This window comes from Amycolatopsis eburnea (genome assembly GCF_003937945.1).
Classification (GTDB): domain Bacteria; phylum Actinomycetota; class Actinomycetes; order Mycobacteriales; family Pseudonocardiaceae; genus Amycolatopsis; species Amycolatopsis eburnea.
Genome location: NZ_RSEC01000059.1, coordinates 758235 through 782683, shown reverse-complemented (window position 1 = coordinate 782683; position 24449 = coordinate 758235). Strand labels below are relative to the sequence as shown.

Sequence of the window (24449 nt, the reverse complement as noted above, 5' to 3'; positions counted from 1 at the left end):
TCCTCGCCCCCACCCGACCCGCCTGGACCGACTCCCACGGCCGCGTCTTCTCCTCCGACTACGAAATCGGACCCGACGGCCGCATGCGACCCCGCATCCCACCCGACGGCGAATGGAACACCCACCACCCCGACGGCTCCACCCACCGCGCCGGCGACGACGGGTTTCCGCCCGGGAGCCACGACAAGGACGTCGACGCCGATGGCGCGCGTGCCCGCGGTGATGACGACGCGCACAAGAAGAAGGTCCACGAAGAACTGCTCGCCAAGCTCAACAAGCACGACGAAGAAGCCAAGAAACTGCTCGCCAAGTACTGGCGGCAGATCGAGGGCGACGACCAGGTCATCAGCCGCCGGCGGGCCGACGTCGAGCACGACGGGGTCGAGGTTCCCGTGCTGCGCCGGAACAAGCAGGGTGACTACGAGATCCACCACCCGGCGAACGAAAGCACCAACGTCCGGTCCGACTTCATCGCCGGCAGCCGGCGGACCGGGGGCCGCGACACCGCGCCGGAGCAACTCCTCGAAGACGCCGACGTCCTCGCCGCCGGGCGGCCGCACATCTGGTCCTATTTGGACGAGGCCAACAACGAACTGCGCGGGACCCCGTTGTCGCACAACCGGTTCGACACCCCGCTCGACGAGTTCGACCAGGCCGGGTTCAACGACGTGCAGAGCAACCACTGGAACAACAAGCTGGGCGAGCTGGCCGCCGACCACGCCGTGGCCGACGGGCTCGGGCGGCCCGAGTACGCCAACCGGCCGCTGCAGCCGGTCGATGTGCCCGACCGCGGCGCCCACCACTTCGACCGGGTCTACCAGGACGCCGACGGCAACTACGTCATCGTCGAGGCGAAGGGCCCGTCCGCCGGCTACAACGCCAACGGCGGTTACCAGCAGGGGCACCCCGAGTACGTCCGCAACATCCTCGCCAAGATGATCGAGCGCGGCGAACCCGAGGCCACCCACGCCCACGCGATGCAGGCGCAGCTCGACCAGGGCAAGCTGCGGTACTTCTACGTCAAGGCCCAGGTCGAGAAGGCCGACCTCACCGGGTACACCGAGGAGCAGCTGCGCGCGATGCCCGCCGCCCAACGCCCGGCGGACCGGTACGCCGGTTACGCCGCGCCGGAGTTCGACCTCACCCTCACGACGCGGCGATGACCGTCAGGTGAACGCCCCCGTGAGGGTGTCCATCTTGGTGCCCTTCGGCGGGAACTGCGGCAGGAAGTTCTTCTCCTTGGCGAAGGCGATGTACTTCTGCACCTCCGGCGTGAGCCCCTTGTACTCCGCGTTCAGCTCCAGGTGGTCGCGGATGGACCGCTCGAACGGGTTGGGCGAGTTCGGGAACTTGACGTTCGGGCTCGCGTTGACCGAGTACTCCACGTGCAGGTTCTTGATGTCGTCGCGGACCTTGTTGTACTCGCTGGGGCTGAAGCCGGCGCGGTTGAGGTCCGCGTCCGACGGGAGCTTGGACTTCAGTTGGTCGAGGCGCACGTTGGCGTTCTTCAACGGGCCCTCGAACGAACCGGACATGTTCTTGTTCGCCGTCGAGGTCAACGGCGTCATGTTGTCCGACAGGCCCGGCCCGCCGAGGTTGTCGTTCTGCAGGTGCCCGCGGATCCAGCGGTTCTTGCCGTCGGGGTTGTAGCCGTTGACCTTGTTCAGCTCGTTCTGCAGCTCCGGGCTGTAGCTGGAGTGCTTGGTGTTCTCCAGGTCCTTGACGTCGGTGAGCTCGCCCGGCTGCGGCTTCGACCCGCCGGGGCGCGGCGAACCGTCGAGGGTCTGCTTCCCGGACGACGTGCCGCCGCCCTGCGAGGTAGTGCGGCCGGAGACCGGGTCCTTGCTGCCCCACGGCTTCGAGGGACCGCTCGGCTGGTTCGACGACGTCCCGCCGGACCCGCTGCCCTTCTTGGGCTTGGTCTTCGGGTACGGCGCCGCCGCCTGCGTGGCCGCTTTCGAGCACTTGCCCGCGTTCGTGCGGCCGGAGAAGCGCCGCTGGTCGGCCGGGTCCGAGCCGAAGCCGCCGGAGGTGAGGCCGAGCGGGTCGGCCGCCATCAGCGGGTCGCCGACGTAGGTCAGCGGGTTCGGCGCCGGCGCGAGGCCGAGCGGGTCGGGCGAGATGTAGCGGGCGTTCGCCGGGTCGTAGTAGCGGAAGACGTTGTAGTGCAACCCGGTTTCGCGGTCGAGGTACTGCCCCGGGAACCGCAGCGGCGTCTCGGCCGCGCCCGCGCCGGACAGGCCCCACAGGCTCGTGCGCACGGCCCGGACCACGCCGTCCACGCCCACCAGCTCCACGGGCGTGCCGATGTCGTCGGTGACCAGCGCGGCCAGCCGCGTGCGGCCGTCCGGGGTGGTGACCGCCTGCGCCACCGGGCGGCCGTCGTCGGGGTGGTGCACCCACGTCCACGTCTCGACCGGCGCGCCGCCCAGCGTGTGCCGCGCTTCCACCAAAGCGTTGCCGTCCCAGGTGAATTCGACCTGCTCGGCGACCGCGCCCGCCGCGTCGAGGCGCTGCTTCGCGATCCGGCGGTCCAGCGCGTCGTAGTGGTAGCGCCACTCGGCGCCGTCGGGGGTGCGCACCGCCGTCAAGTGGTCCTGCGCGTCCCAGGCGAACGTCCAGGTCAGGTCGCCGACGGTGCGCCGCACCAGCCGGCCCTGGGCGTCGTGGGCGTAGCGCACCGCGCCCGCCGCTTCCAGCACGCCCCCGGTGTAGCGGCGCGGCCCGGCTTCGGGTCCGGTCCCCGGGGACGAGGACACGAGGTGGCCGAGGACGTCGTAGGCGTAGTGCTCGGCCACGCCGGGCCGGAGCACCGCGGTGATCCGGCCGGACGCGTCGAACTCATGCCGCACCACGCCTTCGGGGTCTTCACGCGCCAGGACACTGCCGTCCGGACGCCGGTGGTAGCGCCGCGTCCCGGCCGGTGTCCGCTGCGCGGCGAGCCGCCCCGCCGCGTCGAACTCCTGCTGCACCAACGGGTTCGCCCCGAAGGTGACGGCCACCGTGCGGCCCGCGTCGTCGCGCTGCAGCGCGAGGCTCGCGCCGGCGACGTCCAGCAGGTCGGCGCCTTCGATCCGTCGCCAGTGGACGTCCACTCCGGACGGTGTGCGCCGCCGGGTCGCGGTTTCGCCGTCGTAGCCGAAGGTCGTGGTGCGGCCGCCGGTGGTCTGCCGGACGACCCGGCCCCCGTCGTCGTGGGCCAGCTCGACGGCCGTGCCCGGGCCGGCGGCGTGCACGAGCCGGCCGACCGGGTCGTAGCGGTAGGTCTCGGTGCCCGCGGCGGAGGTGCGCTCGACGAGGTTGCCGAGCGGGTCGTAGCGGTACTCGACGACCTCGCCGGCGGCGTTCTCCAGCCGGACCAGCTGCCCGGCGGCGTCGTAGGCGCAGCGGGTGACCCGGCCGTCGAAGTCGGACTGCGTGAGCAGCCTGCCTTCGGCGTCGTAGGTGTACTCCCAGGTCCGCCCGGCCGGGTCGAGCACGGCGAGCAGCCGCAGTTCGGTGTCGTACCGGCGGGTGGTGCGCGCGCCCGTCGCGTCGGTCGTGGCGAGGACCAGGTCGAACGGCCCGCGCTCGGTGACGGTGACGCGGCCCAGCGCGTCGGTGTGCGACGTCTCCCCGCCTTCGCCGTCGTAGGTCCACAGCTGCCGGGAGCCGTCGGCGGCCACGACGGCGCGCAGGTTGCCCTCGACCGTCCAGGTCAGCGCGGCGCGGCCCCCGCCGTCGCGCACCGTGCGCGGCCGGCCGAAGAGGTCGGCGTCGCCGGGCGCCCACGGCTGCTCGGCGGCCGGCGGCCGCTCGGCGTCCTGGTCTTCGGCCACGCCGAGCGGATCGGTGTAGGGATCGGGCAGCGCGGTGGCCGGGTAGCGGCGGCGGAACACTCCCCCGCCGGCTGTGACCTCGATCTCGAGGGACGTTTCCGTGCGTTCGGTCAGCAGCACGCGGGTGCCGTCCGGGCGCCGCACCGCGCGCAGGATCCCGGCGTCGTCGTGCTCGAACTCCGTGCGCCGCCCGAGCGGGTCGGTGCGGGCCAGCAGCCGGTTGTGCGGGCCCCATTCGCTGCGCGTGACGCCGCCGAGCTTGTCGGTCTCGGCCACCACGTTGCCCGCCGCGTCGAACTCGAAGACCTTCCGGTGCCCGAGCGAGTCGGTGGTCGTGGTGCGGCCTTCGGCGTAGGCGAGGGACCCGTCCAGGTAGCCCTGGTCGCCGACGGTCCGGACGCAGCGGCCGGCGTCGTCGTAGACGTACCGGTACCAGGCACCGTTGTGGTCGGTCCAGCCGGTGAGCCTGCCCTCGGCGTCGTGGTCGTAGCGCGCGGGCCGGGGCGTGGAGTTGGTGCGCTGCGCGAGGTGGCCGTGCGCGTCGTAGTCGTAGCGCGCGACCGGGACGTCCCCGCCGGGCGAGACGGCCCGCACGGCCCGGATCCGGCCGCCCGCGGTCTCGAACGCGATCCGCGCGCCCGCGGAGTGGGTGAGCAGCAGGGGCGCGCCGGCGGGGTCGCGGTCGAGTTCGACGAACTCGCCGTCCTCGGCCCGGACTTCGCGCAGCAGCAGCTCACCGTCACCGGCGGGCGCGAACCGGCGGGCCTGCCCGCGGCCGGGGTCGGTGACCACGTAGTCGTCGCCGTCGGCGTGCAGCAGGCGCAGCGGCCCGTGCTGGGAAGCCGTGGTGGCGCCGGGCGCGGGCAGCGGGAAGGTCAGCACCATCGCGTCGGCCGAGTGGTAGCGCACCAGGCCGGCGTCGAGGGTCAGCCGTTCGTCGGGCAGCGCCGTCCAGGACGGGCCGAACCAGCGGCCGTCCCGGTAGGACGACACGTGGTTGCGGGTGATCAGCTCGCCGAGCGCACCGGGCACCACCAGGTCGACCTCGGTGAAGAGCACGTCGCCGGTCGCGACGTCGATCGGGTCGAACTCGCAGACCTTTTCGTCCGGTTCCTTGGTCTTCGCCGGGTCCTGACCGTCCTTGGGCTTGCCCTTCGGCGCGCCCGACGGCGTGGTCGAGTTCCCGTCAGGACCGCCGCGCGTCGCGGGCGGCGGCGCGTCCGGCCCGCCCTTGGGGGTGTCGTCGGGCCCCTTCGACGCCGGCGGCGGGTCGGTCTTGGGCGGGGTGTCGGGGCCGTCCTTGGCGCCGGAGGTGTGCGTACCGTCGCCGCCCTTGCCGCCCGGCCCGTCGAGGCCCTTGGGGTTGCCGTTGATGTCCGCGTGCTTCGGCGGCGGCCCGGCCTTGCCCGGCTTGATGTTCTTGAGCGCCTTCGCGGCGTCGGCGAACAGGTCCCCGGCCCGCTTCAGCAGCGGCACCAGCGCCTTGAGCGCGGTGACCAGCCGCTTGACCAGGTCGGCGATCTTGGAGGCGGTCTTGGCGACGGCGCCGATGACCTGCGGCACCACCCAGGTGAGGCCGATGCCGAGGGTGAACACGACCTGCAGCGCCCAGCTGATCAGGTGCCCGACCAGCTCCGCGATGATGTCCCGCACCAGCGCCCGCACCGCCGCGACGACTTCACCGGCGGTCTTGACGCCACTGGAAGCGCCTTCGCAGCCCTTCTGCGCGGTCTCGAGCAGGGTGACGGTGTCCTGCGCCCGCTGGCGGTAGCTGTCGGCGGCGTTGCCGGTCCAGGAAGCGGTGTCGGCCTTGACCATCCCGGTCAGGTCCTCGCCGATGCTGCCCAGCTCGGTCGCGACGTTCTTCCACGTTTCGGCCTGGGCGGCGATCTCGTCGGCGTTGCCGGTCAGGCCGTTGAGCGCTTCCTTGAGCGGGCCGACGTGTTCCATCAGCCACCCGACCCCGGCGGCGAGGATCGCCCCGAAGGGATCCATCGCCATGGAGAGGGCGTCGAGCGCGGTGCCGACGGCGCCCAGCGCGACCGAGGCCCAGTCGCCCGATTCGATCGCGGACTTCAGGTCGTTCGCCGACTCCAGCAGCGAAATGCCCGAATACGCCTTGGTCGAGTCCTTGGTCTCCGCGACCAGCGGGTTGCTGATGGCGCCCTACCTCCCCGTGAAACCGCCTGGAATCCCTCCATCAAAGCACGGAGCGCGCGGCGGGGTTCCGGGCACGCGCGGAAGTGGGGCGGCCGGTGCCCGAGCGCACCCGAAAGTGTGCCCGTGCTCCCTCGGCGGCTGTCCGGTCAGGCCCGCGTTGCCTGCGCGACCGGTCGCCCCCGTCGGCGGCATCGCGGTGGGTGGCGGTGTCTTGAATGAGTCATTCAGGACCTCCGAAGACCTGAATGACTCATTCAAGACGTCGGCGAAGCCGCCGCCACTGGGAAACCCTCGTTGCGGCATCCGGCGTAATTCGCCCCCGACCCGGTCACACCGGACGGCGTACCACCGATACGTCCGGCAGGGATCTTCGTCACGGGGGCGGGGAAGTTCACGAGGGGGAACGATTCGTGCTGTTTTCATCGCGTTCGAGAAGCCGGGCGGCCGTGGTCGCCGTGCTGGCCGCGGCGCTGGTCACCACCGGCGCCGGCGTCGCGCAAGCCGCGGCGCCGCCGGGAAACGACGACTTCGACGGTGCCGCCGTCGTCACCGCGCTGCCGTTCAGCGCGCAGGAGGACACTAGCGGGGCCACCGAGGCGGCCGACGACCCGGTCTGGTGCGAGGGGACCGCCTCGGCCGGGACGGTCTGGTTCCGGTACACCGCCACCGAGGACGGCCTGCTCCGCGCCTCGACCGCCGGCAGTGACCACCGGACGCTGCTGTCCGCGAACACCGGGGCGCGCGGGCACCTGCAGCCCGTCGCCGACGCCTGCGACTACGGCACGGACGCCACCATCACGTTCCCCGCCACCGCCGGCACGACCTACTCGTTCCAGGTCTCCGGCATCGAAACCCCGGGCGGCGCGCTGGCGTTCTCGCTCGGGACGGTCGCGCCGGCGGCCAACGACGCCTTCGCCGACGCCGAGCCCGTGGGCGCGCTGCCGTTCACGCGGCAGCCGGACCTCTCGGTCGCCTCCGCCGAAGCCGGGGAGCCGGACTCGACCTGCGTGGACGACGAGGCGCAGCCCTCGGTCTGGTACTCCGTGCCGGCCGCGGACGCGGCGCGTTCGCTCACCGTGCAGGCCCAGGGGACCTACGCCGCCGCCACCGTCTACGCCGGGAACTCGCTGACGGCGCTGACCCAGGTCGCCTGCGACCGGAACACCTCGAACCCGGTCGCGTTCCGGGCGGCGGCCGGCACCGGGTACGCCGTCCGCTTCACCGGGGCGCACCAGAGCTCCGGCGAGTTCAAGCTGGTGCTGGCCGAAGCACCGCCGCTGGACCCGGACGTCTACGTCTCGCCGAGGACGGCGACGGTGTTCGACAAGGTCGGCTTCTCGGCGTCGACGTGGAACTCGATCGACCGGCCGCTGGGCGGGACGTGGGACTTCGGCGACGGCCAGACCGCCCCGGTCGGCACCGACACCGTGTACCACCGCTACGCCGCCGACGGCGTTTACCCGGCCAAGCTCCACGCGACGTCGCCCGACGGGCGCACCGCGACGGTCGACGCCTCGATCACGGTCGTCACGCACGACGTCGGCATCGCCAAGTTCGTCGTCCCGACCGCCGCGCGGCAGGGCGAAAGCAAGCCGGTCTCGGTCGACGTGACGAACACGCGGTACGCCGAGACGGTCACCGTCGTGCTGTCCAAGCGGTCCGCGGACTCCTGGACCGAGGTCGGCCGGCTCACGCTGCAGGTGCCCGCGCGGGCCACCGGCAAGGTCCGGTTCCCGTTCTCCTACACCTTCGGCCCCGAGGACGCGCTCTCCGGCAAGGTCGCCTTCCGCGCGGAGGCCCAGCTGGCGTACCCGGTGGAAGACGCCTACCCGGCGGACAACGCGGTGGTCTCCATCGCCACCACCGTCACCCCGCCCGCCACCCGCATCACCGCCGTCTGACCAGGGGGAACACCGTGAAATCGTTCATCCGTCCCTTCGTCGCGGGCATAGCGGCCGTCACGGCCGCGCTGCTCGCGCCCGGCGTCGCCCACGCGGCGGCGCCGTCCAACGACGACTTCGGTGCCGCCACCGCCGTCACCGCGCTGCCGTTCACGGCGTCCCAGACCTCCAGCGAGGCCACGACCGCGCCCGACGACCCGGCGCCCTGCGGGACCGCCACCACGTGGACCGTCTGGTACGACTACACCGCCACCGCGGACGCGCTCGTCCGCGTGACGCCGTCGGCCCCCGTCGCCGCGCGGCCGTTCGTCGCCGTCTACACCGGCGACCGCGGCGCGCTGACGCCGGTGCCGGGCGCCTGCGCCGCGTGGAGCAACCCCGGAACGGCGACGTTCCACGCCACCGCGGGGACGACCTACCACGTCCTGCTCGGCCAGCAGTTCAACCAGGGCGACCTGACCGTGGCGTTCGGCACGGTGCCGCCGGCGCCGAACGACGACTTCGCGGACGGCGTGCCGGTCGCGGTGCCCGGGCAGTACGCCGGTGACCTCACGGTGGCCTCGGCCGAGCCCGGCGAGGTCCGGCCGAGCTGCGACCCGGCCGCCGACCGATCGGTGTGGTTCCGGTTCACGCCGGACCGCACCCGCCCGGTCAGCGTGCAGGCGCTCGCCGACTGGGGCCCGGGCATCACGGTGTACCGGGGCACGTCGCCGGCCGCACTGTCCGAAGTGGACTGCGTGGCCTCCGGCGACCGCCGCCCCGCGGTGTTCGACGGCGTCGCCGGGGAGACCTACCAGATCCGCGTGGCCGACGACGCCGACGCCGCGTCGCGCTACGACATCGAGCTCGCGGTGGCACCGCCGCTGTCGCCGTGGATCGGCGCGTACCCCGACACCCCGACGGTGTACGACGACGTCACCTTGACGCCGTACACGGGCGACCCCCTCCGCCGCGACTTCGTCAGCGGCGAGGTGCGTTTCGGCGACGGCGGCTCGGCCCCGATCACCGGCGCGCCGATCACGCACCGGTACGCCGCGGACGGCGAGTACCACGTCGAGGTGACCGGCTCGACCGCCGACGGCCGCACCGGAACCGCGTCCCGCACGCTGAAGGTCGAGACGCACGACGTCGCGCTGTCGGACTTCGTCGTGCCGGCGAAGGCGCGGGTGGACGAGACCAAGCAGATCAAGGTGTCGGTCTCGAACGCCCGCTACGACGAGACCGTCACGGTCACGCTGTACCGGCTGAGCGAGCACGGCTACTACCAGCAGGTCGGGCAGTCCGAGCAGTGGGTGCCGGCGCAGGCGGGCCGCAAGGTGGTCTTCCCCTTCGCCTACACCTACACCGCGGCGGACGTCGCGGCCGGCAAGACGTCGTTCAAGGTGGTGGCGACCATCGACGCCCCCTACCCCGGCGACGCCCGGCCGGCCGACAACGAACTCCTGGGGACGACGACGGTCCGGGCCGGCTGAGCCAGGCGAGCCGCCACGGCGATCGACCCGGCCGACGCAGCCGGGTCGATCGCCCCGGTCAGCTCGCGTGGACGAGCACCCCGCGGATGTTCCGGCCTTCGCGCAGGTCGTCGTACCCCTGGTTCACCTCCTCGAGGCTGTACCGCGTGGTGACCAGCTCGTCCAGCTTGAGCTGGCCCGCGTCGTAGAGCCGCAGCAGGCGGACGATGTCGTACTGCGGGTTGGACGAGCCGAACAGCGAGCCCTTGATCGTCTTCTCCATCAGCGTCAGCATCGCGCCGGACACCTGCACCGTCAGCTTTTCCGGGTTGGCCAGGCCGGTGACGACCACCGTGCCGCCCTTGCCGATCATGTCGAACGCCGCCGAGACCACCGGGGCGTCGACCGTGCCGACCGTGATGATCGCCTGGTCCGCGCCCTGGCCCCAGGACAGCTCGGTCACCTTCGCCGCCGCCTCCGCCGGGTCCGCGAACGCATGCGTGGCGCCGAACTTCAGGGCCGTTTCGCGCTTGAACTCCACCGGGTCCACCACCACGACGTACTTCGCGCCCGAGTGGACCGCGCCCTGCACGGCGTTGATGCCGAGGCCGCCGATGCCGAACACCACGGTGATGTCGCCGGCCCGGACGTCGCCCGCGTAGGTCGCGCTCCCCCAGCCGCTGGGGACGCCGCAGCCGACGAGCACCGCGGTCTCCAGCGGCAGCCAGTCGTCGACCTTGACCACCGAGTGCTGGGAGATCGTGGCGCGCTCGGAGAACGTGCCGAGCATGCACATCGCCCCGAAGTCCTGCCCGCCGCCGTGGAAGCGGAACGAGCCGTCCGGCATGTGGCCGTCGAGGATCGTCGCACCCATGTCGCAGAGGTTCTGCCGGCCGGTGGCGCAGTAGCGGCAGGTGCCGCAGTTCGGGATGAAGCTGCACACGACGTGGTCGCCCGGCTTGACCTTCGTGACGCCCGGGCCGACCTCCTCGATGATCCCGGCGCCCTCGTGCCCGCCGACGATCGGGAACCGCGGCGGCAGGTCGCCGTCGGTCAGGTGCAGGTCCGAGTGGCACAGCCCGGCCGCGGTGTACTTGATGAGCACCTCACCGGGACCGGGCCCGTCGAGGTCGAGCTCCATGATCTCGAACGGCTTGCCCGCTTCGAGCAGGACGGCTGCCTTGGTCTTCATGCGCTTTCCTTTCAGAGGGCGACGTTGACGGCCTTGGTCTGGGTGTAGAGGTCGAGCGCGGCGGCGCCCAGCTCCCGGCCCCAGCCGGACTGCTTGTAGCCGCCGAAGGGCAGCGCGGTGTCGAAGCCGTTGTACTGGTTGATCCACACCGAACCGGCCTTGAGCTGCTTGGCCGCGCGGTGCGCCTTCGAGAGGTCGCGCGTCCAGATCCCGGCGGCCAGGCCGTATTCGCTGTCGTTGGCCGCGGGCGCGAACCCCTGCTCGGCGTTGAACGGCAGCGCCGCGACGACCGGGCCGAAGATCTCCTCCCGCACCACGCTGAACTGCGGCTGGACGTCGACGAGCACGGTCGGCTCGACGAAGTAGCCCTCGTCGCCCCAGCGCTTCCCGCCGGTCAGCGCGCGGGCGCCGTCGGCGAGGCCCTGGGCCAGGTAGCCGGTGACGCGGTCGAACTGCTCCTGCGACACGAGCGGGCCGAGCTGGGTGGCCGGGTCGAGGCCGGGGCCGATCTTCACCTGGCTCGCGGCGTCGGCGACGGCCTGGGTGAACTCGTCGAAGATCCGGTCCTCGACGTACAGCCGCGTGCCCGCGACGCAGCACTGGCCGTGGTTGAACAGCCAGGCGTTGAGCGAACCCGGGACGGCGGTGGCGAAGTCGGCGTCGGCGAACACGACGTTCGGGCTCTTGCCGCCCAGTTCGAGGGAGACCTTCTTCAGGTTGCCCTTGGCCGCGTCGACGATCTTCTTGCCGACCTCGGTGGAGCCGGTGAACGCGACCTTGTCGACGCCGTCGTGCGCGGCCAGCGCCGCGCCCGCGTCGCCGAAGCCGGTGACGATGTTGACCACGCCGGGCGGGAAACCGGCTTCCTCGAACAGTTCCCCGAGCAGCAGCGCGGTGAGCGGGGTCTGCTCGGCGGGCTTGAGGATCACGGTGTTGCCCGCGGCGAGCGCCGGCGCGATCTTCCACGCGGCCATCAGCAGCGGGAAGTTCCACGGGATGATCTGCGCGCACACGCCGACCGGCTCGCGCAGCGTGTAGGCGTGGAATTCGCTGCCGGGCGGGGCGAACGGCATCGACACGCTGATCGTGCTGCCCTCGATCTTGGTCGCCCAGCCGGCGTAGTAGCGGAAGACGTCGGCGGCCCACGCCGTGTCGACGACCTGCGCGATGGTCGCGGACTTGCCGTTGTCGAGGGATTCCAGCTGCCCGAACAGTTCCGCGCGTTCGGTGAGCAGGTCGCCGATGCGCCAAAGCAGCCGTTCGCGCTCGTTGGGGCGCATCGTGGCCCACGGCCCGGCTTCGAACGCCCGGCGGGCCGCGGCCACCGCGCGGTCGACGTCTTCCGGGCCGCCCCACGCCACTTCGGTGATCCGCTCGCCGGTGGCCGGGTTGTGGGTGTCGAACGTCCGGCCGGTGGCGGCGGGGACCCACCGCCCGTCGATCAGCAGGTTCTTCGGGCCCGCGACGAACTCGCGGACCGGTGCCAGCAACGGGGTTTCGGCGACTGCCGTCATCGGGAGCTCTCCTCACGTCGGTGTGACGTGAGTCATGGTCACCCCGATCCGGCGGGGTCCCCTGCCCAGTTTCTGGACAGTTTCAGCCGGGCACGCCGAGCGCGCGCATCCGGCTGTAGAGCGTCGTGCGGCTGACGCCGAGCCGACGGGCCGCCTGCACCTTGTTGCCGTCCGTGCCGCGCAGGGCTTCGACGATCGCGGCGCGCTCGGCGCGTTCGCGGCCACCCAGGTTGGTCGTCTTCGGCACCGCCCGGTACTGCGGTGGCAGGTCGGTGAGGACGACGTCGCCGGTCGTGCGGCGCCCGATCACCTGGCGCAGCACCGTTTCCAGCTCGCGCAGGTTCGCCGGCCACGGCTGCGCGGCCAGTGCGGCGACCGCGCTGGAGGTGAAACGCAGCCGGCACCCGGGCCGGAGCTTCGCGGTGATTTCCTTGACCAGCGCGGGGAGTTCGGCCGCGCGCTCGCGCAGCGGCGGCAGTTCGACGGCAGCCCGGCAGGTCGACGCGAGCCCCGCGGTCTCCGGGGCCGACCGCGCGTCGGCGGGTCCGATGAGGACGGTCGGGCGGTCGCCCCGCGCGGCGAGCGTCCGGACCAGCCGCGCGCGCAACACGGGCGGGAGCAGGTGGATCTCTTCGACGACGAGCACGTCGCCGCCCGCGGCGGCCTCGTCGAGGCGGCGGGCCCACGCGGTTTCGCCGAGCACGGGCAGGTCGGTGGCGTCCAGGACGGTGCTCGCACGGCCGTCCGCGATCGCGTGGGCCGCCGACGTGCGCCCGGTTCCGGGCTCGCCGCCGATCAGGACCGCGCCACCCGTGCCGCGCAGGGAACGCAGCTGCCGCAACGGATCGAACTCTCGCACGGCCGGGGTGGGCGCCGCCGCGTCGGGTTCGAGCCGCAGCAGCGTGCCGTCGCCGGTGCCGGGGATCCGTTCGGCGAGCACGCGCACGCCCGCACCCGAGCCGAGCGACAGCCGCCGGGTCCAGGATTCCCGGTCCGGGCCGTCGAGGGCGAGCGCCCGCAGCACGCCGTGGTCGGCGGCGTCGAGCAGGTCGGTGGCGGCCTGGTTCATCAGCACGACGTCGGCGCCGAACACCAGCACCGGTCCCGGGCATTCGCGCATGGCGGTCTGGAAGGCGTTCAGCAGCCGGCGTTCGGACAGCCGCGCGCCTTCCAGCAGGCGGCGCTCGATGTCGCGGACCGCGCGGACGAGGAACGGCGCCAGCATCGGGTTGGCGTCGCGGGTGATGCCGGTGATGTCGAGGACGCCGGCGATGCGGCGGGTCACCGGGTGGTAGATCGGGTGGCCGTAGCAGCTGAACGCCTTGAGCGCCTCGACGTAGTGCTCGCCGCCGTGCACGACCATGCCGCGGCCGACTTCGAGCGGGGTGCCGAGGCCGTTGGTGCCCGCGGATTCCTCGGCGAAGTAGCGCCCGGGCAGCGCGCCGATGCGGTCGAGCGCGTGCTCGACGGCGGTGTCGTCGCACCAGCGGTCGACGATGTTGGCCGAGCTGTCGCCGAGGATCGTGCAGAACCGGGTGCCGCGCAGCTGGTCGGCCATCTCGTCGAGGACCGGCCGGGCGGCCACGACCAGCCGGCTGGACCGGTCGACGGCCCGGAACGCGGCCCGCTCGAGCGCGTTGTCCGGCGCGACCCCGCCGAGGCGCGCCCGGCGCCACGACAACGCGATCTCGGCGCGAAGCGACGTCGATTCCCGCACGTTCCCGTCGCCTCCTCGCTGACGGCGTCCGTTTGGGGGACAGTAATGGCACTCGGTGGCGAAATGGAAGACCTGGTCTGAACGGCGGTGCCAGAACACCCGATCGGCGTAATCAGGCGTGCCGGGTGGCGGCGGCCTTCTCGAGGCCGAGGAGGGTGATCGACTTTTCGCGCATCTCGACCTTGCGGACCTTGCCCGTGACCGTCATCGGGAACTCCTCCACGACGTGGACGTAGCGGGGGACCTTGTAGCGAGCCAGCTTGCCCTCACAGAACTCCCGCACCTTCTCCGCCGTGAGGGGTTCGGCGCCTTCGCGCATCCGGATCCAGGCCATCAGCTCTTCGCCGTACTTCTCGTCCGGGACACCGATGACCTGCGCGTCCAGGATGTCCGGGTGGGTGTAGAGGAACTCCTCGATCTCCCGCGGATACAGGTTTTCCCCACCGCGGATCACCATGTCCTTGATCCGGCCGGTGATGTTGAGGTAGCCGTCGCCGTCCATCACCGCCAGATCCCCGGTGTGCATCCAGCGCGCCTTGTCGATCGCTTCCGCTGTTTTGTCCGGCTGCTCCCAATAGCCGAGCATCACCGAATACCCGCGGGTGCACAGCTCGCCCGGCTCGCCGCGCGGCACGGTCAGGCCGGTCTCCGGGTCGACGACCTTGACCTCCAGGTGCGGCCCCACCCGCCCGACCGTCGACACCCGGCGCTCGATCGAGTCGTCCGCGCGGGTCTGCGTGGACACCGGGGAGGTTTCGGTCATGCCGTAACAGATCGACACCTCGCCCATGCCCATCCGGTCGATGACCTGCTTCATCACCTCCACTGGACACGGCGACCCCGCCATGATCCCCGTCCGCAACGACGACAGGTCGAAACTCGCGAAGTCCGGGTGGTTCAGCTCCGCGATGAACATCGTCGGCACCCCATACAGCGACGTGCACCGCTCCGCCGCCACCGCCTCCAGGGTGGCTTTCGGGTCGAACGCCGGCGCCGGGATCACCATGCAGGCACCGTGGCTGGTGCACGCGAGGTTGCCCATCACCATCCCGAAACAGTGATAGAACGGCACCGGAATGCACACCCGGTCCGCCTCGGTGTAGTTGCACAGCTCCCCGACGAAGAACCCGTTGTTGAGGATGTTGTGGTGCGACAGCGTCGCACCCTTCGGGAACCCGGTCGTCCCGGAGGTGTACTGGATGTTGATCGGATCATCCGCCGACAACCCGGCCTGCAGGTGCTTCAGCTGCTCCGGGTCCCCGCCCGCCGACATCAGGGCCTGCCAATCCGGCCCACCGAGGATCACCACGTGCTCCAGCGCCGCGCACTTCTCCCGGACCTCCTCGACCATGGCCGGGTAGTCGGAGGTCTTGAACGCATCCGAAGCGACCAGCAACCGGATCCCCGCCTGGTTGAGCACGTACTCCAGCTCGTGCGACCGGTAGGCGGGGTTGATGTTCACCAGGATCGCGCCGATCTTCGCCGTCGCGTACTGCAGGAACGTCCACTCCGCCCGGTTCGGCGACCAGATCCCCACCCGGTCACCCTTCCCGACCCCCCGCCCCACCAACCCCAGCGCGAGGGCGTCGACTTCGACGGCGAGTTCGCGGTAGGTCCACCGGCGCCCGGCGGTCCGGTCGACCAGGGCGTCCCGGTCCCCGAACGCGGCTACCGTCCGGTCGAAGTTGTCGCCGATGGTGTCCCCGAGCAGCGGGACCTCGGAAGCGCCGGATGCGTAACTGAGCATGGGGTCCATCCTCGCGTCCGGGCTGCGGCCGCCGGTGTCCAAGAACTGGACACCGGCGTCAGCCCTGACCGGTGTTTTCCTGCAGCTCGCGCCGCCGGGAGGCCCACCGCTGGGCCTCCGAGGCGACGATCTCGTCGACGGCGGCGAGCAACGCCCGCCGCTCCGCCTCGCCGCGGCGGTCTTCGGGCAGCAGGCGGTACTGGTGGACGACGCTCCGCAGCTCCGACCAGCGGCCGATGAACTCGACCCAGTTCTCGTGCCAGTCGAAGGACCGCCGCAACCCGGTGACGACCAGGGTGGCCGCGGCCAGCACGGCGGTCACCCAGGCAACCGCCCCGAGCGCGGCGGCGACCGTCGTGGCCGCGGACCCGAGCAGCAGCGCGACCTCGGTGGCCCGGTTCGCCACCCGGTTCCGATCGGCGTTCCGCCGGTACCACCCCAGCTCCCGCAACGCGACGGCCAAGGCGGGATCGGGCTCATCCCACGGATCGACAGCACCCTCGGCACGCGAAGTCATGGCGCGACAGTAACCACCCTCACCAGACCATCACCACCATCCCGGCCACCATGGCAACCTCAGCCCCTGCCGTGGCCACCACCTTGGGCTCCCACACCCGCCGGGTCCCGCGCGACGCCTACCGCGGTTACATCTTGGCCGCGCCCGCCTTGATCGCCGCCCGGATCCGGGAGTACGTCCCGCACCGGCAGACGTTCCGGATCTCGTCCAGGTCGCTGTCCGTGATCTCCCGCCCCTCCGCCCGGACCTGCCGCACCTTCGCGACCGCCGCCATGATCTGTCCCGGCTGGCAGTAGCCGCACTGGGCGACGTCGTTCTCCAGCCACGCCTCCTGCATCGGGTGCAGGTCCGCGCCGACCGTGCCCGGCAGGCCCTCGATCGTGGTGACCTCGTCCGTGGCCTTGACGTCGGCCACCCGGACCGAGCACGGGTTGAACGCCTTGCCGTTGAAGTGCGACGTGCACGCCTTGCAGACGTTGATGCCGCAGCCGTACTTGGGCCCGCGCACGCCGAGGACGTCGCGCAGCACCCACAGCAGGCGCACGTCGTCGTCGACGTCGACGGTCACCGGCTGCCCGTTGAGGACGAAGGTGTGCTTGCTCAAGGGGTTCCTCCTCAGTAGGTGTGGTCGAGGCCGTCGGCCGGCGACGCGGGCACGGGCGGGACGAACGACTTGACCTCGAAGCCGATCGGGTCGTCGTGGTTGATCGGGAAGCGCTTCGGGACCTTCCCCGTCGCGCGGGCGTACGCGCACGCCACGGCCGCGAACGAACACGCGACGCTCGCCTCGCCCGCCCCGCCCGGCTGGTCGCCGTGGGACGGCGTCACCACCACCGTGAAGTCCGTCGGCACGTTCCACTGGCGGGTGTAGAAGTAGTTGTCCCAGCTGGCTTCCAGGAAGTGCCCGTCCTTCAGGTGGACGCTGCTGGTGAGCGCGAGCGCCAGCCCGTCGGCGAACCCGCCCATCATCTGAGCTTCCAGCCCCCGCGGGTTCACCACGAGCCCGGCGTCGATCGCGACGACCGCCTTCGTCACCCGGGGGCCGCCGACGCCGTCGCGGATCTTGCGGTTCACCGTCTCCGGACGGCAGTCGATCTCGACCAGGCAGGCGCTCGCGCCCTTGTACTCCTTGTGGATCGCGATGCCCTGCGCGCAGCCCGCGGGCATCGCGCGCCCCCAGCCGCCGACCTCGGCGACCTTGCGCAGCACGCCCTTGACGACGTCGCTCTTGAGGAACTCCAGCCGGAAGTCCAGCGGATCCTTGCCGACGGCCTTGGCCAGGATGTCGACCATCAGCTCGGCCGCGCAGCCGACGTCCGGGGAGTAGACGTTGCGCATCGAGCCGGTGTTGAAGCGCTGGTCGGTCTCGGTGAGCAACTGGTCGACGACGCCGAAGTTGTACGGCACCTCCTGCGTGAGCGCGAAGATGGTCTCCGCGACGCCGAGGTTGCCCAGCCCGGTCGGCAGCTTCGTCGCGACCGAGCTGAGCGCTTCGCCGAGGCCGTGCCGGAACGACGTCTCGACCGAGGTGTGGCGCTGCTCGAACGTCAGCACGTTGCCGGCCAGGAGCGTCGCGCGCAGCCGCGAGGTGGCCATCGGGTGCAGCCGGCCCTGGCGCGGCTCGTCGGCGCGGTGCCACATCAGCCGGACCGGCTTGCCGAACGCCTTCGACGCGTGCGCGGCCTCGACCGCGTGGTCGCCGAACAGCTTGTGCCCGAACGAGCCGCCGCCGGTGATCACGTTCACCTTCACCTTGTCCTGCGGCAGGCCGACGGCCTGGGCGACCTCGCTCTGGGCGACGATCGGCGACTTCAGCCCGGCCCAGATCTCGGCGCTGCCGGACCGGACGTCGGCGACCGCGGCGTAGGGCTCGAGCGCGGCGCTGGAGCGGAACATGAACTCGAAGTCCGCGTCGACGGTCTTGGTCAGCAGCGGCACCTTCGGCACGGCCAGCGGCAGCTCGGCCTTGCGCAAGTTCGCCAGCACCGACGCGTCGTCCTGGCCTTCGACGCTGCCCGGGCCCCAGTCGACGCGCAGCGCGCGGACGCCGTCGATGCACTGGCCGAACGTCTCCGCGCGCACGGCGACGCCGGTCGGGATGAGCGCGACGTCGGTGACGCCGGGCAGTGCCAGGACGTCGGCCTTGTTGAGGATCGCCTTCGGGCGGCCGTTGAGCGTCGGCGGGCGGCAGACCATCGTCGGCAGCGCACCCGGGACGTCGAGGTCCATCGCGAACTGCTTGCGGCCGGTCACGATGTCGAGCGCGTCGACGCGGTTGCGCGGCTTGCCGAGCACCTTGAACTCCGACGCGGACTTGAGCGCGCTCGGGTCCAGGGTGACCTGCTTGGTCTCGCTCGCCGCGGCCTTGGTGGCCAGCTCGCCGTAGGTCGCGGACGAGCCGTCCGGCGCGCTGATCACCCCGGCTTTCGACACCAGCAGGGCGACGTTCGAACCCAGCAGGAGCGCCGCCGCTTCGAGGAGCTGCTGCTTCGCGATCGCGGCGGCGACGCGGATCGGCGTGAACGTCGCGATCGTCGTGTTGGACCCGCCGGTCAGCTGGTTGAACAGCAGCTCGGGCCGCGCCGGGGCGAGGGTGACGCGCACCTGCTCCACCGGCAGGTCCAGCTCTTCGGCGATGATCATCGCCGTCGACGTGGTGATGCCCTGCCCCACCTCGGCCCGCGGCAGCGCGAACGACGCCGTGCCGTCGGGGTGCACCGTGACGGTGATGAGCTGCGACGTCGGCAGCGCGGCGTCGGTGAGCGCGTCGTTGAGGTCGTAGAGCTCGGGCGGCTGCGGCAGCGACGGCACCGCGGCGGCGGCCGGGGTGCTCGTCCCCAGGTCCGCGGCGACGACCAGGGTGCCTGCCGCGAGGACGTAACCGAAGAATCCGCGCCGGGAGACGCCCCGGGGCGCGCTGCCGACGTCCGGAGCGTCGTGGCTGAGGGTCACGCTGCTCCCCTTTCGAGGTGGCGGGAAGGGAACCCACCGGTTCGGGCGGTGGTGGGAGATCACCTTGCCGTCCGGGGAGCGCGCCGGGTGTTCAACTTCTGGACACCCGGCGCGGGCCGCCGTGCGTACCCTGCCTCGACGTCAGCCGATGAGGTCGCGCTCGGCGTACTCGCCCTCGACCGGCCCCTCCCCCGCGTGCAGCTTCTCCTCGCGTTCCCGCAGCTCGACGCGGCGGATCTTGCCCGAGATGGTCTTCGGCAGGTCGGCGAACTCGAGCCGCCGGATCCGCTTGTACGGCGCCAGGTGCTCGCGCGCGTACCGCAGGATCGCGGCGGCGGTGTCCGCGTCCGGCTGGTGCCCGCCGGCGAGGACGACGTACGCCTTCGGCACGGCCAGCCGGACCGGGTCGGGCGACGGGACGACGGCGGCCTCGGCCACGGCTTCGTGCTCCAGCAGCACGCTTTCCAGCTCGAACGGCGAGATCCGGTAGTCCGACGCCTTGAACACGTCGTCGGCCCGGCCGACGTAGGTCAGGTAGCCGTCTTCGTCGCGGCTGCCGACGTCGCCGGTGTGGTAGAAACCGCCGCGCATGACCTCGGCGGTGCGCTCGGGGTCGTCGCGGTAGCCCGCCATCAGGCCGAGCGGGCGCTCGCGCAGGTCGAGGCAGATCTCGCCCTCGTCGCCGGGCTCGCCGGTCGCCGGGTCGACGAGCACGACCGGGTAACCGGGCATCGGGCGGCCCATCGACCCGGGCTTGACCCGCTGACCGGGCGCGTTGGCGATCTGGACCGTGGTTTCCGTCTGCCCGAAGCCGTCCCGGATCGTGACGCCCCAGGCGCGCTCGACCTGCTCGATGACCTCGGGGTTGAGCGGCTCACCGGCCCCGACGACCTTCTTCGGCGGCGTCCTGAGCGCGGTCAGGTCGGCTTGGATGAGCATCCGCCAGACCGTCGGCGGCGCGCAGAAACTCGTCACACCGCAGCGGTCCATCTGGGCCAGCAACGCCTTCCCGTCGAAGCGTTCGTAGTTGAAGATGAACACCGTGGCGCCGGCGTTCCACGGCGCGAAGACGTTGCTCCACGCGTGCTTCGCCCAGCCCGGCGAGGAGATGTTGAGGTGGACGTCGCCGGGTTCGAGGCCGATCCAGTACATCGTGGACAGGTGGCCCACCGGGTAGCTGGCGTGCGTGTGCTCGACCAGCTTCGGCAGCGCCGTCGTGCCGGAGGTGAAGTACAGCAGCAGGGTGTCCGAGGCCGCGGTCGGGCCGTCCGGCGTGAAGACCGGCTCGCTCTCGTACGCCTGCGCGAAGTCCAGCCAGCCGTCGGCGGGCTCGCCGACGGCGATCCGGGTGTAGCCGCCGTCCGGGAACTTGGCGGTGTCGCGGTCGCGGGCCACGACGTGCCGGACGCGGCCGCGCGTGACGCGGTCGGGCAGGTCGGCCGGGCCGAGCAGGGTGGACGCGGGGATCACCACGGCGCCGAGCTTCATCGCCGCGAGCAGCACCTCCCACAGCTCCACCTGGTTGCCCAGCATGAGCAGCAGCCGCTCGCCCCGCCGGACGCCCTGCGCGCGCAGCCAGTTCGCGACCCGGTTCGAGCGCTCGGCCAGCTCGGCGAACGTGTACTTCGCTTCGCTGCCGTCCTCCTCGACCAGCCACAGCGCGGGGCGCGTGGCGGACTCCGGGTCGGCGGCCAGCGCGTCGAACCAGTCGAGCGCCCAGTTGAACTCGGCCAGTTCGGGCCACCGGAAGCCGGTGACGGCCGTGTCGTGGTCTTCGCGGTGGTCAAGCAGGAACCGGCGGGCGGACCGGAACGGCTCGGCAGTCATGGGCTCTCCTCGTCGAGTGCGGGGCCGTATCATCCGGAGCACCCGACCGCGCCGGCTACCCCCGGGCGGGGGTACCCGAAAGGAGGTCCACCGTGGTGCTGCGGCCCGCCGACGGCGACCTCTACCGGCGCGCCCTGCGCGGCATCCGGCAGCGCACGGGGGTGCCGCTGGCCTTCGCCGGCCAGCTGCGCGACCGCCGCCTGGTGCTCTCCCACTTCCTCGGCGCGCGCACGAACGGGCTGCGCGACCTGCTGGTCGAGCCGGGCAAGGGCGTCGGCGGGACGGTGCTCGCCCGGGAGCACCCGCACGGCGTGTCCGACTACCGGGCCGCGCGGTCGATCACCCACGACTACGACGACCCGGTGCTCGGCGAGGGCATCCAGGCGACCGTCGCCGTCCCGGTCGCGGTCCGCGGCCGCGTCGACGGCGTGCTGTACGCGGCGGTCCGCGACGACCTCCCGCTGGGCGACCGCGCGACCGGCGCGCTGCTGGCCATCGCCGACGGCGTGGCGCGCGAGCTGGCGATCCGCGACGAGGTCGACCACCGCCTGGAACTGCTGGGCGCGGCTACCCCGGACGGGCTGCGCGCGGAACTGGCCGCCATCGCCGCCGACGCGCCCCCGGGTCCGCTGCGGGACCGCCTGCTGCGGGTGTGCGAGCGCTTCGGCGGCCCGGCCGCCGCGCCGGAGACGTCGTTGTCGGCACGGGAACTCGACGTCCTCGGCGAGGTGGCCCTGGGCTGCACGAACGCGGAAGCCGCCGCGCGGCTGGCGCTGAAACCCGAGACCGTGAAGGCGTACTTGCGCAGCGCGATGGCGAAGCTCGGCGTGCATCGCCGCCAGCAGGCGGTCCTCGAAGCACGCCGGCTCGGCGTCCTGCCCTAAGCGCGGAGCCGGGGGAACAGCCGCGCGCAGTTGCGCGTCGTCAGCTCGCGCCAGGTGGTGCCCTCGGGCTGCGGTGCGGCGTCGATGCTCGCCAGCTGGGCGGCCACCGCCGCCGGCGGGGTCCAGCAGAAGTCGCTGCCGTACAGCAGCCGGCCGGTGCCGAACGCGCGCTCGAACGCCGGGACCTGGTGCGGGAACGGCGTGCCCGCGATGTCGAACCACAGCTCGCCGATCTGCTCGGCCACCGTCGGGCCGCCCGCCTCCCCGGTGAACGCCGTGCGGAACAGCTCGAGCCGCTCGGCCAGCAGCGGCAGCACGCCGCCGCCGTGGGTGAAGATCCACGGGATGTCCGGGTGCCGTGCCGGAACGCCCGCGAAGACGAGGTCGCTGACCGCGCGCCCGGTGTCGTAGAGGAACTCGATCATCGGCCGCGGCCTGCCGAGCGAGATCGCCTCGGCGTGCGGCGGTGAAGTCGGGTGCACGAACACCGGCGTCCGGCGGCGGGCCAGCTCCGTCCACAAGGGAGTGAACGCCGGGTCGCCGAGGTAGCGGCCGGCCGCGTTGGTCTCGATCGTGACGCCGTCGCTGCCCAGTTCGTCCACGGCGTAGGCGAGTTCGGCGAGCGCACCGTCCACATCGGGCAGCGGCAGGGACGCGAAGTGCCCGAACCGGTCCGGGTGCGCGCGGCGGACCTCCGCGCCGGTGTCGTTGACGTGCCGGGCGAGCTTCCGCGCGGCCGCGTCGTCGCCGAAGTGGACACCCGGCGAGGAGATGGACAGCAGGGAAACCGCGACACCCCAGCGGTCCATCAGTTCGAGGTGCCGCGCCGCGTCCCAGGTGGGCCAGCCCGGCATGCCGTCCGGCGAGCCGTGCCCGGCCGCGATCGCGGCTTCGACGTACTCCGGGGTGAGGAAGTGCGCGTGGACGTCGACCAGCCCGCTCACGCGACCACCTCGCCGGCCGCCCAGACGCGGCGGACCTTCGCCGTCGCCGTGATGTCCCGGGTCGGGTCGCCGTCGACGAGCACCAGGTCCGCCCGCAGCCCTTCCCGCACGGCCCCGCGATCGGGCAGCCGGAAGTGACGTGCGGGCAGCTCGGTGGCCGCCCGCAGGACGTCCACTTCGGACAGCCCGGCGCCGGCCAGCAGCCCCAGTTCTTCGTGCAGGCTCGCACCCTGGACGACCGGGAACGGCAACATCGGCGCGGAGAACGCGTCCGTGCCGGCGAGGATCGGCACGCCGGCCGCGTGCAGCACCGAGACCGAGTCGCGACTCGCGTCGTAGCCCTCGGCGCCGAGCTTGGTCGTGAGCGCCGCCATCATCGTCAGCGTGGGCACGGCGACCTGGCCCCGCTCGGCCATCCGCGCCGCGGTTTCGGCGTCGAGGACACCGTCGCGCGGCACGTGGGTGACGACGTCGGCCCCGGCTCGCACCGCGCGGCGGTAGGCGTCGACCGACGACGCGTGGGCGACGGTGAGCTTGCCGTGCGCCTGGCCCTCGGCGACCACGGCGTCGATCGTCGCCTGGTCGAGCAGGTCGCCCTCGATGACGACCTTGATGTAGTCGGCCCCTTCGGCGACGCGGCGCGCGACGAACTCCGCGGCCTGCCCGGCCGCGGTCAGGATGGCCTCCGCGGGCATGCCGGGCAGCTTCGCGTGGTTGCCGCCGGGGCCGATCGCGGGCACGCCCGCGCTGCGGATGTCGGGCACCCGGCCGCGGAAGGAGTCGACGCGCTCGCGGGGCCAGCACGCCATGTCGAGCGCGGTCGTGATCCCGTGCGCGGCGAGCGCGCTCAGGTCGTCCGGGGTGAGCAGGTGGACGTGGGCGTCGAAGAGCCCGGGCAGCACCGTGGCGCCCTCGCCGTCGAAGGTTTCGGCGCCGGCCGGGTCGGCGCCGATCACCGCCCCGTCGAGCACGACGGTCGTCGGTGCGGTCAGGCCGGTGCCGTCGAAGACGCGCACGCCGGTCAACGCGGTCTTGGTCATGAGTCCTTCCCGGGCAGGCAGAGGCTGGTCTCCATCAGGATCTCGCGCGTGCGGTTGACGTGCGCCTCGAACCGGGCGACCGCCAGGTCGGGGTCGTGCGCCAGCGCCGCGTCCACCAGGCCCTGGTGCTCGCCCGCGACGTCGCGGTGGCGCTCCTCGCCGCCGGGGCCGGACCAGGCGCGGTAGAGCTCCGCCGCGTCGGACAGGCGGGTGCAGAGGTCGAGCAGCACCGTGTTGCCGCACGCCTTGATCAGCGTGTGGTGGAACTCCAGGTGCGCGCGGGCCCACTCCTCGTTGCGCCGCATCGGCGGGCCCGGCAGGAGCATCGGCTGCCCGGCGAGCCGGTGGTGCGCGGCCAGCACCTCGGACTCCCAGGTGACCCCGCCGCGCTGCACGGACAGCCGCAGCGCCGAGCCCTCGTTGATCACCCTGGCCTCGGTCAGGTCGGTGAGCGCCTGCATCGACAGCGGCGTGACGCGGAACCCGCGGTTGCGGTCGACCTGCACGAGGTCCTTGGCCGCGAGCAGCCCCAGCGCCTCGCGCACGACGCTCAAGCTGACCCCGTGCTCGGTGCTCAGGTCGGCGGGCTTCAGCCGCTCCCCCGGGGCCAGCTCGCCGTTGAGGATCGCCGACCGCAGCCGGGTGTACACCGACACGGCCAGGCTCTCGCCGCCCGCTCTCTTCGCCATGCCGAGACGATAACACACTCTTCGCGCAAGAATCGATTCTTGCCTTGACAGTCGGATAAGGCGGGCAGAGTATGAGATTCCTCCACCGAAAGGCAC

At 72.2% G+C, this 24449-nt stretch carries 16 protein-coding genes; 4 read left to right on the top strand and 12 right to left on the bottom strand.

Translation table 11 applies throughout. From position 1 onward, the window contains the following. Positions 1-1163, top strand: a 1163-nt coding sequence (locus EIY87_RS48650) for a hypothetical protein (protein WP_225440235.1), incomplete at its 5' end; no start/stop codon positions are given. 3 nt (positions 1164-1166) lie between these two features. Here EIY87_RS48650 and EIY87_RS35575 read toward each other — a convergent pair. Further along, the gene (locus EIY87_RS35575) at positions 1167-5978 is read right to left on the bottom strand and encodes an RHS repeat-associated core domain-containing protein (RefSeq protein ID WP_449657971.1); all 4812 of its coding nucleotides are present in this window, start codon (positions 5976-5978) and stop codon (positions 1167-1169) included. Between the two features lie 446 nt (positions 5979-6424). Here EIY87_RS35575 and EIY87_RS35570 point away from each other — a divergent pair, with 446 nt between their 5' ends. Both EIY87_RS35570 and EIY87_RS35565 read left to right on the top strand, forming a co-directional pair. Continuing rightward, positions 6425-7879, top strand: coding sequence for a PKD domain-containing protein (locus EIY87_RS35570; protein ID WP_125314275.1), 1455 nt, complete (start codon positions 6425-6427; stop codon positions 7877-7879). Positions 7880-7893: 14 nt separating this feature from the next. After that, on the top strand, positions 7894-9351 hold the full coding sequence (locus EIY87_RS35565; protein WP_125314274.1) for a PKD domain-containing protein: 1458 nt from the start codon (positions 7894-7896) through the stop codon (positions 9349-9351). A 58-nt stretch (positions 9352-9409) separates the two neighbouring features. Here EIY87_RS35565 and EIY87_RS35560 read toward each other — a convergent pair whose 3' ends face one another. The 8 genes from EIY87_RS35560 to EIY87_RS35525 all read right to left on the bottom strand — a co-directional run bounded on the left by EIY87_RS35560 (position 9410) and on the right by EIY87_RS35525 (position 20796). After that, a complete protein-coding gene (locus EIY87_RS35560) occupies positions 9410-10522 on the bottom strand; it encodes an NDMA-dependent alcohol dehydrogenase (RefSeq protein ID WP_125314273.1) in 1113 nt (370 codons plus the stop codon). An 11-nt stretch (positions 10523-10533) separates the two neighbouring features. After that, positions 10534-12036, bottom strand: coding sequence for an aldehyde dehydrogenase family protein (locus tag EIY87_RS35555; RefSeq protein WP_125314272.1), 1503 nt, complete (start codon positions 12034-12036; stop codon positions 10534-10536). 82 nt (positions 12037-12118) lie between these two features. Beyond that, entirely contained in the window at positions 12119-13753 is a 1635-nt protein-coding gene (locus EIY87_RS35550; RefSeq protein ID WP_125314271.1) for a sigma-54-dependent Fis family transcriptional regulator, read from the bottom strand. A 112-nt stretch (positions 13754-13865) separates the two neighbouring features. Further along, positions 13866-15500 (bottom strand): AMP-binding protein, encoded by a 1635-nt coding sequence (locus tag EIY87_RS35545; protein WP_191984383.1) that lies wholly within the window; start codon positions 15498-15500, stop codon positions 13866-13868. A gap of 58 nt (positions 15501-15558) precedes the next feature. Next, on the bottom strand, positions 15559-16017 hold the full coding sequence (locus tag EIY87_RS35540; protein WP_125314269.1) for a DUF4231 domain-containing protein: 459 nt from the start codon (positions 16015-16017) through the stop codon (positions 15559-15561). A 127-nt stretch (positions 16018-16144) separates the two neighbouring features. Beyond that, complete coding sequence (locus EIY87_RS35535) at positions 16145-16621, bottom strand: (2Fe-2S)-binding protein (protein WP_125314268.1); 477 nt, start codon at positions 16619-16621, stop codon at positions 16145-16147. Between the two features lie 11 nt (positions 16622-16632). Continuing rightward, positions 16633-18969 (bottom strand): molybdopterin cofactor-binding domain-containing protein, encoded by a 2337-nt coding sequence (locus EIY87_RS35530; RefSeq protein ID WP_125314267.1) that lies wholly within the window; start codon positions 18967-18969, stop codon positions 16633-16635. A 141-nt stretch (positions 18970-19110) separates the two neighbouring features. Continuing rightward, a complete protein-coding gene (locus EIY87_RS35525) occupies positions 19111-20796 on the bottom strand; it encodes an AMP-binding protein (RefSeq protein WP_125314266.1) in 1686 nt (561 codons plus the stop codon). A gap of 92 nt (positions 20797-20888) precedes the next feature. Here EIY87_RS35525 and EIY87_RS35520 point away from each other — a divergent pair, with 92 nt between their 5' ends. Next, positions 20889-21680, top strand: a complete 792-nt coding sequence (locus EIY87_RS35520; RefSeq protein ID WP_225440233.1) for a LuxR C-terminal-related transcriptional regulator — start codon at positions 20889-20891, stop codon at positions 21678-21680. Here the strand turns inward: EIY87_RS35520 and EIY87_RS35515 are convergent. Genes EIY87_RS35515 through EIY87_RS35505 form a run of 3 tightly spaced genes read right to left on the bottom strand, consistent with a single transcriptional unit; the run spans position 21677 to position 24353 of the window. Beyond that, a complete protein-coding gene (locus EIY87_RS35515) occupies positions 21677-22624 on the bottom strand; it encodes an amidohydrolase family protein (protein WP_125314265.1) in 948 nt (315 codons plus the stop codon). The genes EIY87_RS35520 and EIY87_RS35515 overlap by 4 nt on opposite strands. Further along, positions 22621-23664, bottom strand: a complete 1044-nt coding sequence (locus tag EIY87_RS35510; protein ID WP_125314264.1) for an amidohydrolase family protein — start codon at positions 23662-23664, stop codon at positions 22621-22623. Before EIY87_RS35510 ends, EIY87_RS35515 begins: the two co-directional genes overlap by 4 nt. After that, the gene (locus EIY87_RS35505; RefSeq protein ID WP_125314263.1) at positions 23661-24353 is read right to left on the bottom strand and encodes a GntR family transcriptional regulator; all 693 of its coding nucleotides are present in this window, start codon (positions 24351-24353) and stop codon (positions 23661-23663) included. Before EIY87_RS35505 ends, EIY87_RS35510 begins: the two co-directional genes overlap by 4 nt. Positions 24354-24449: the final 96 nt, after the last annotated feature.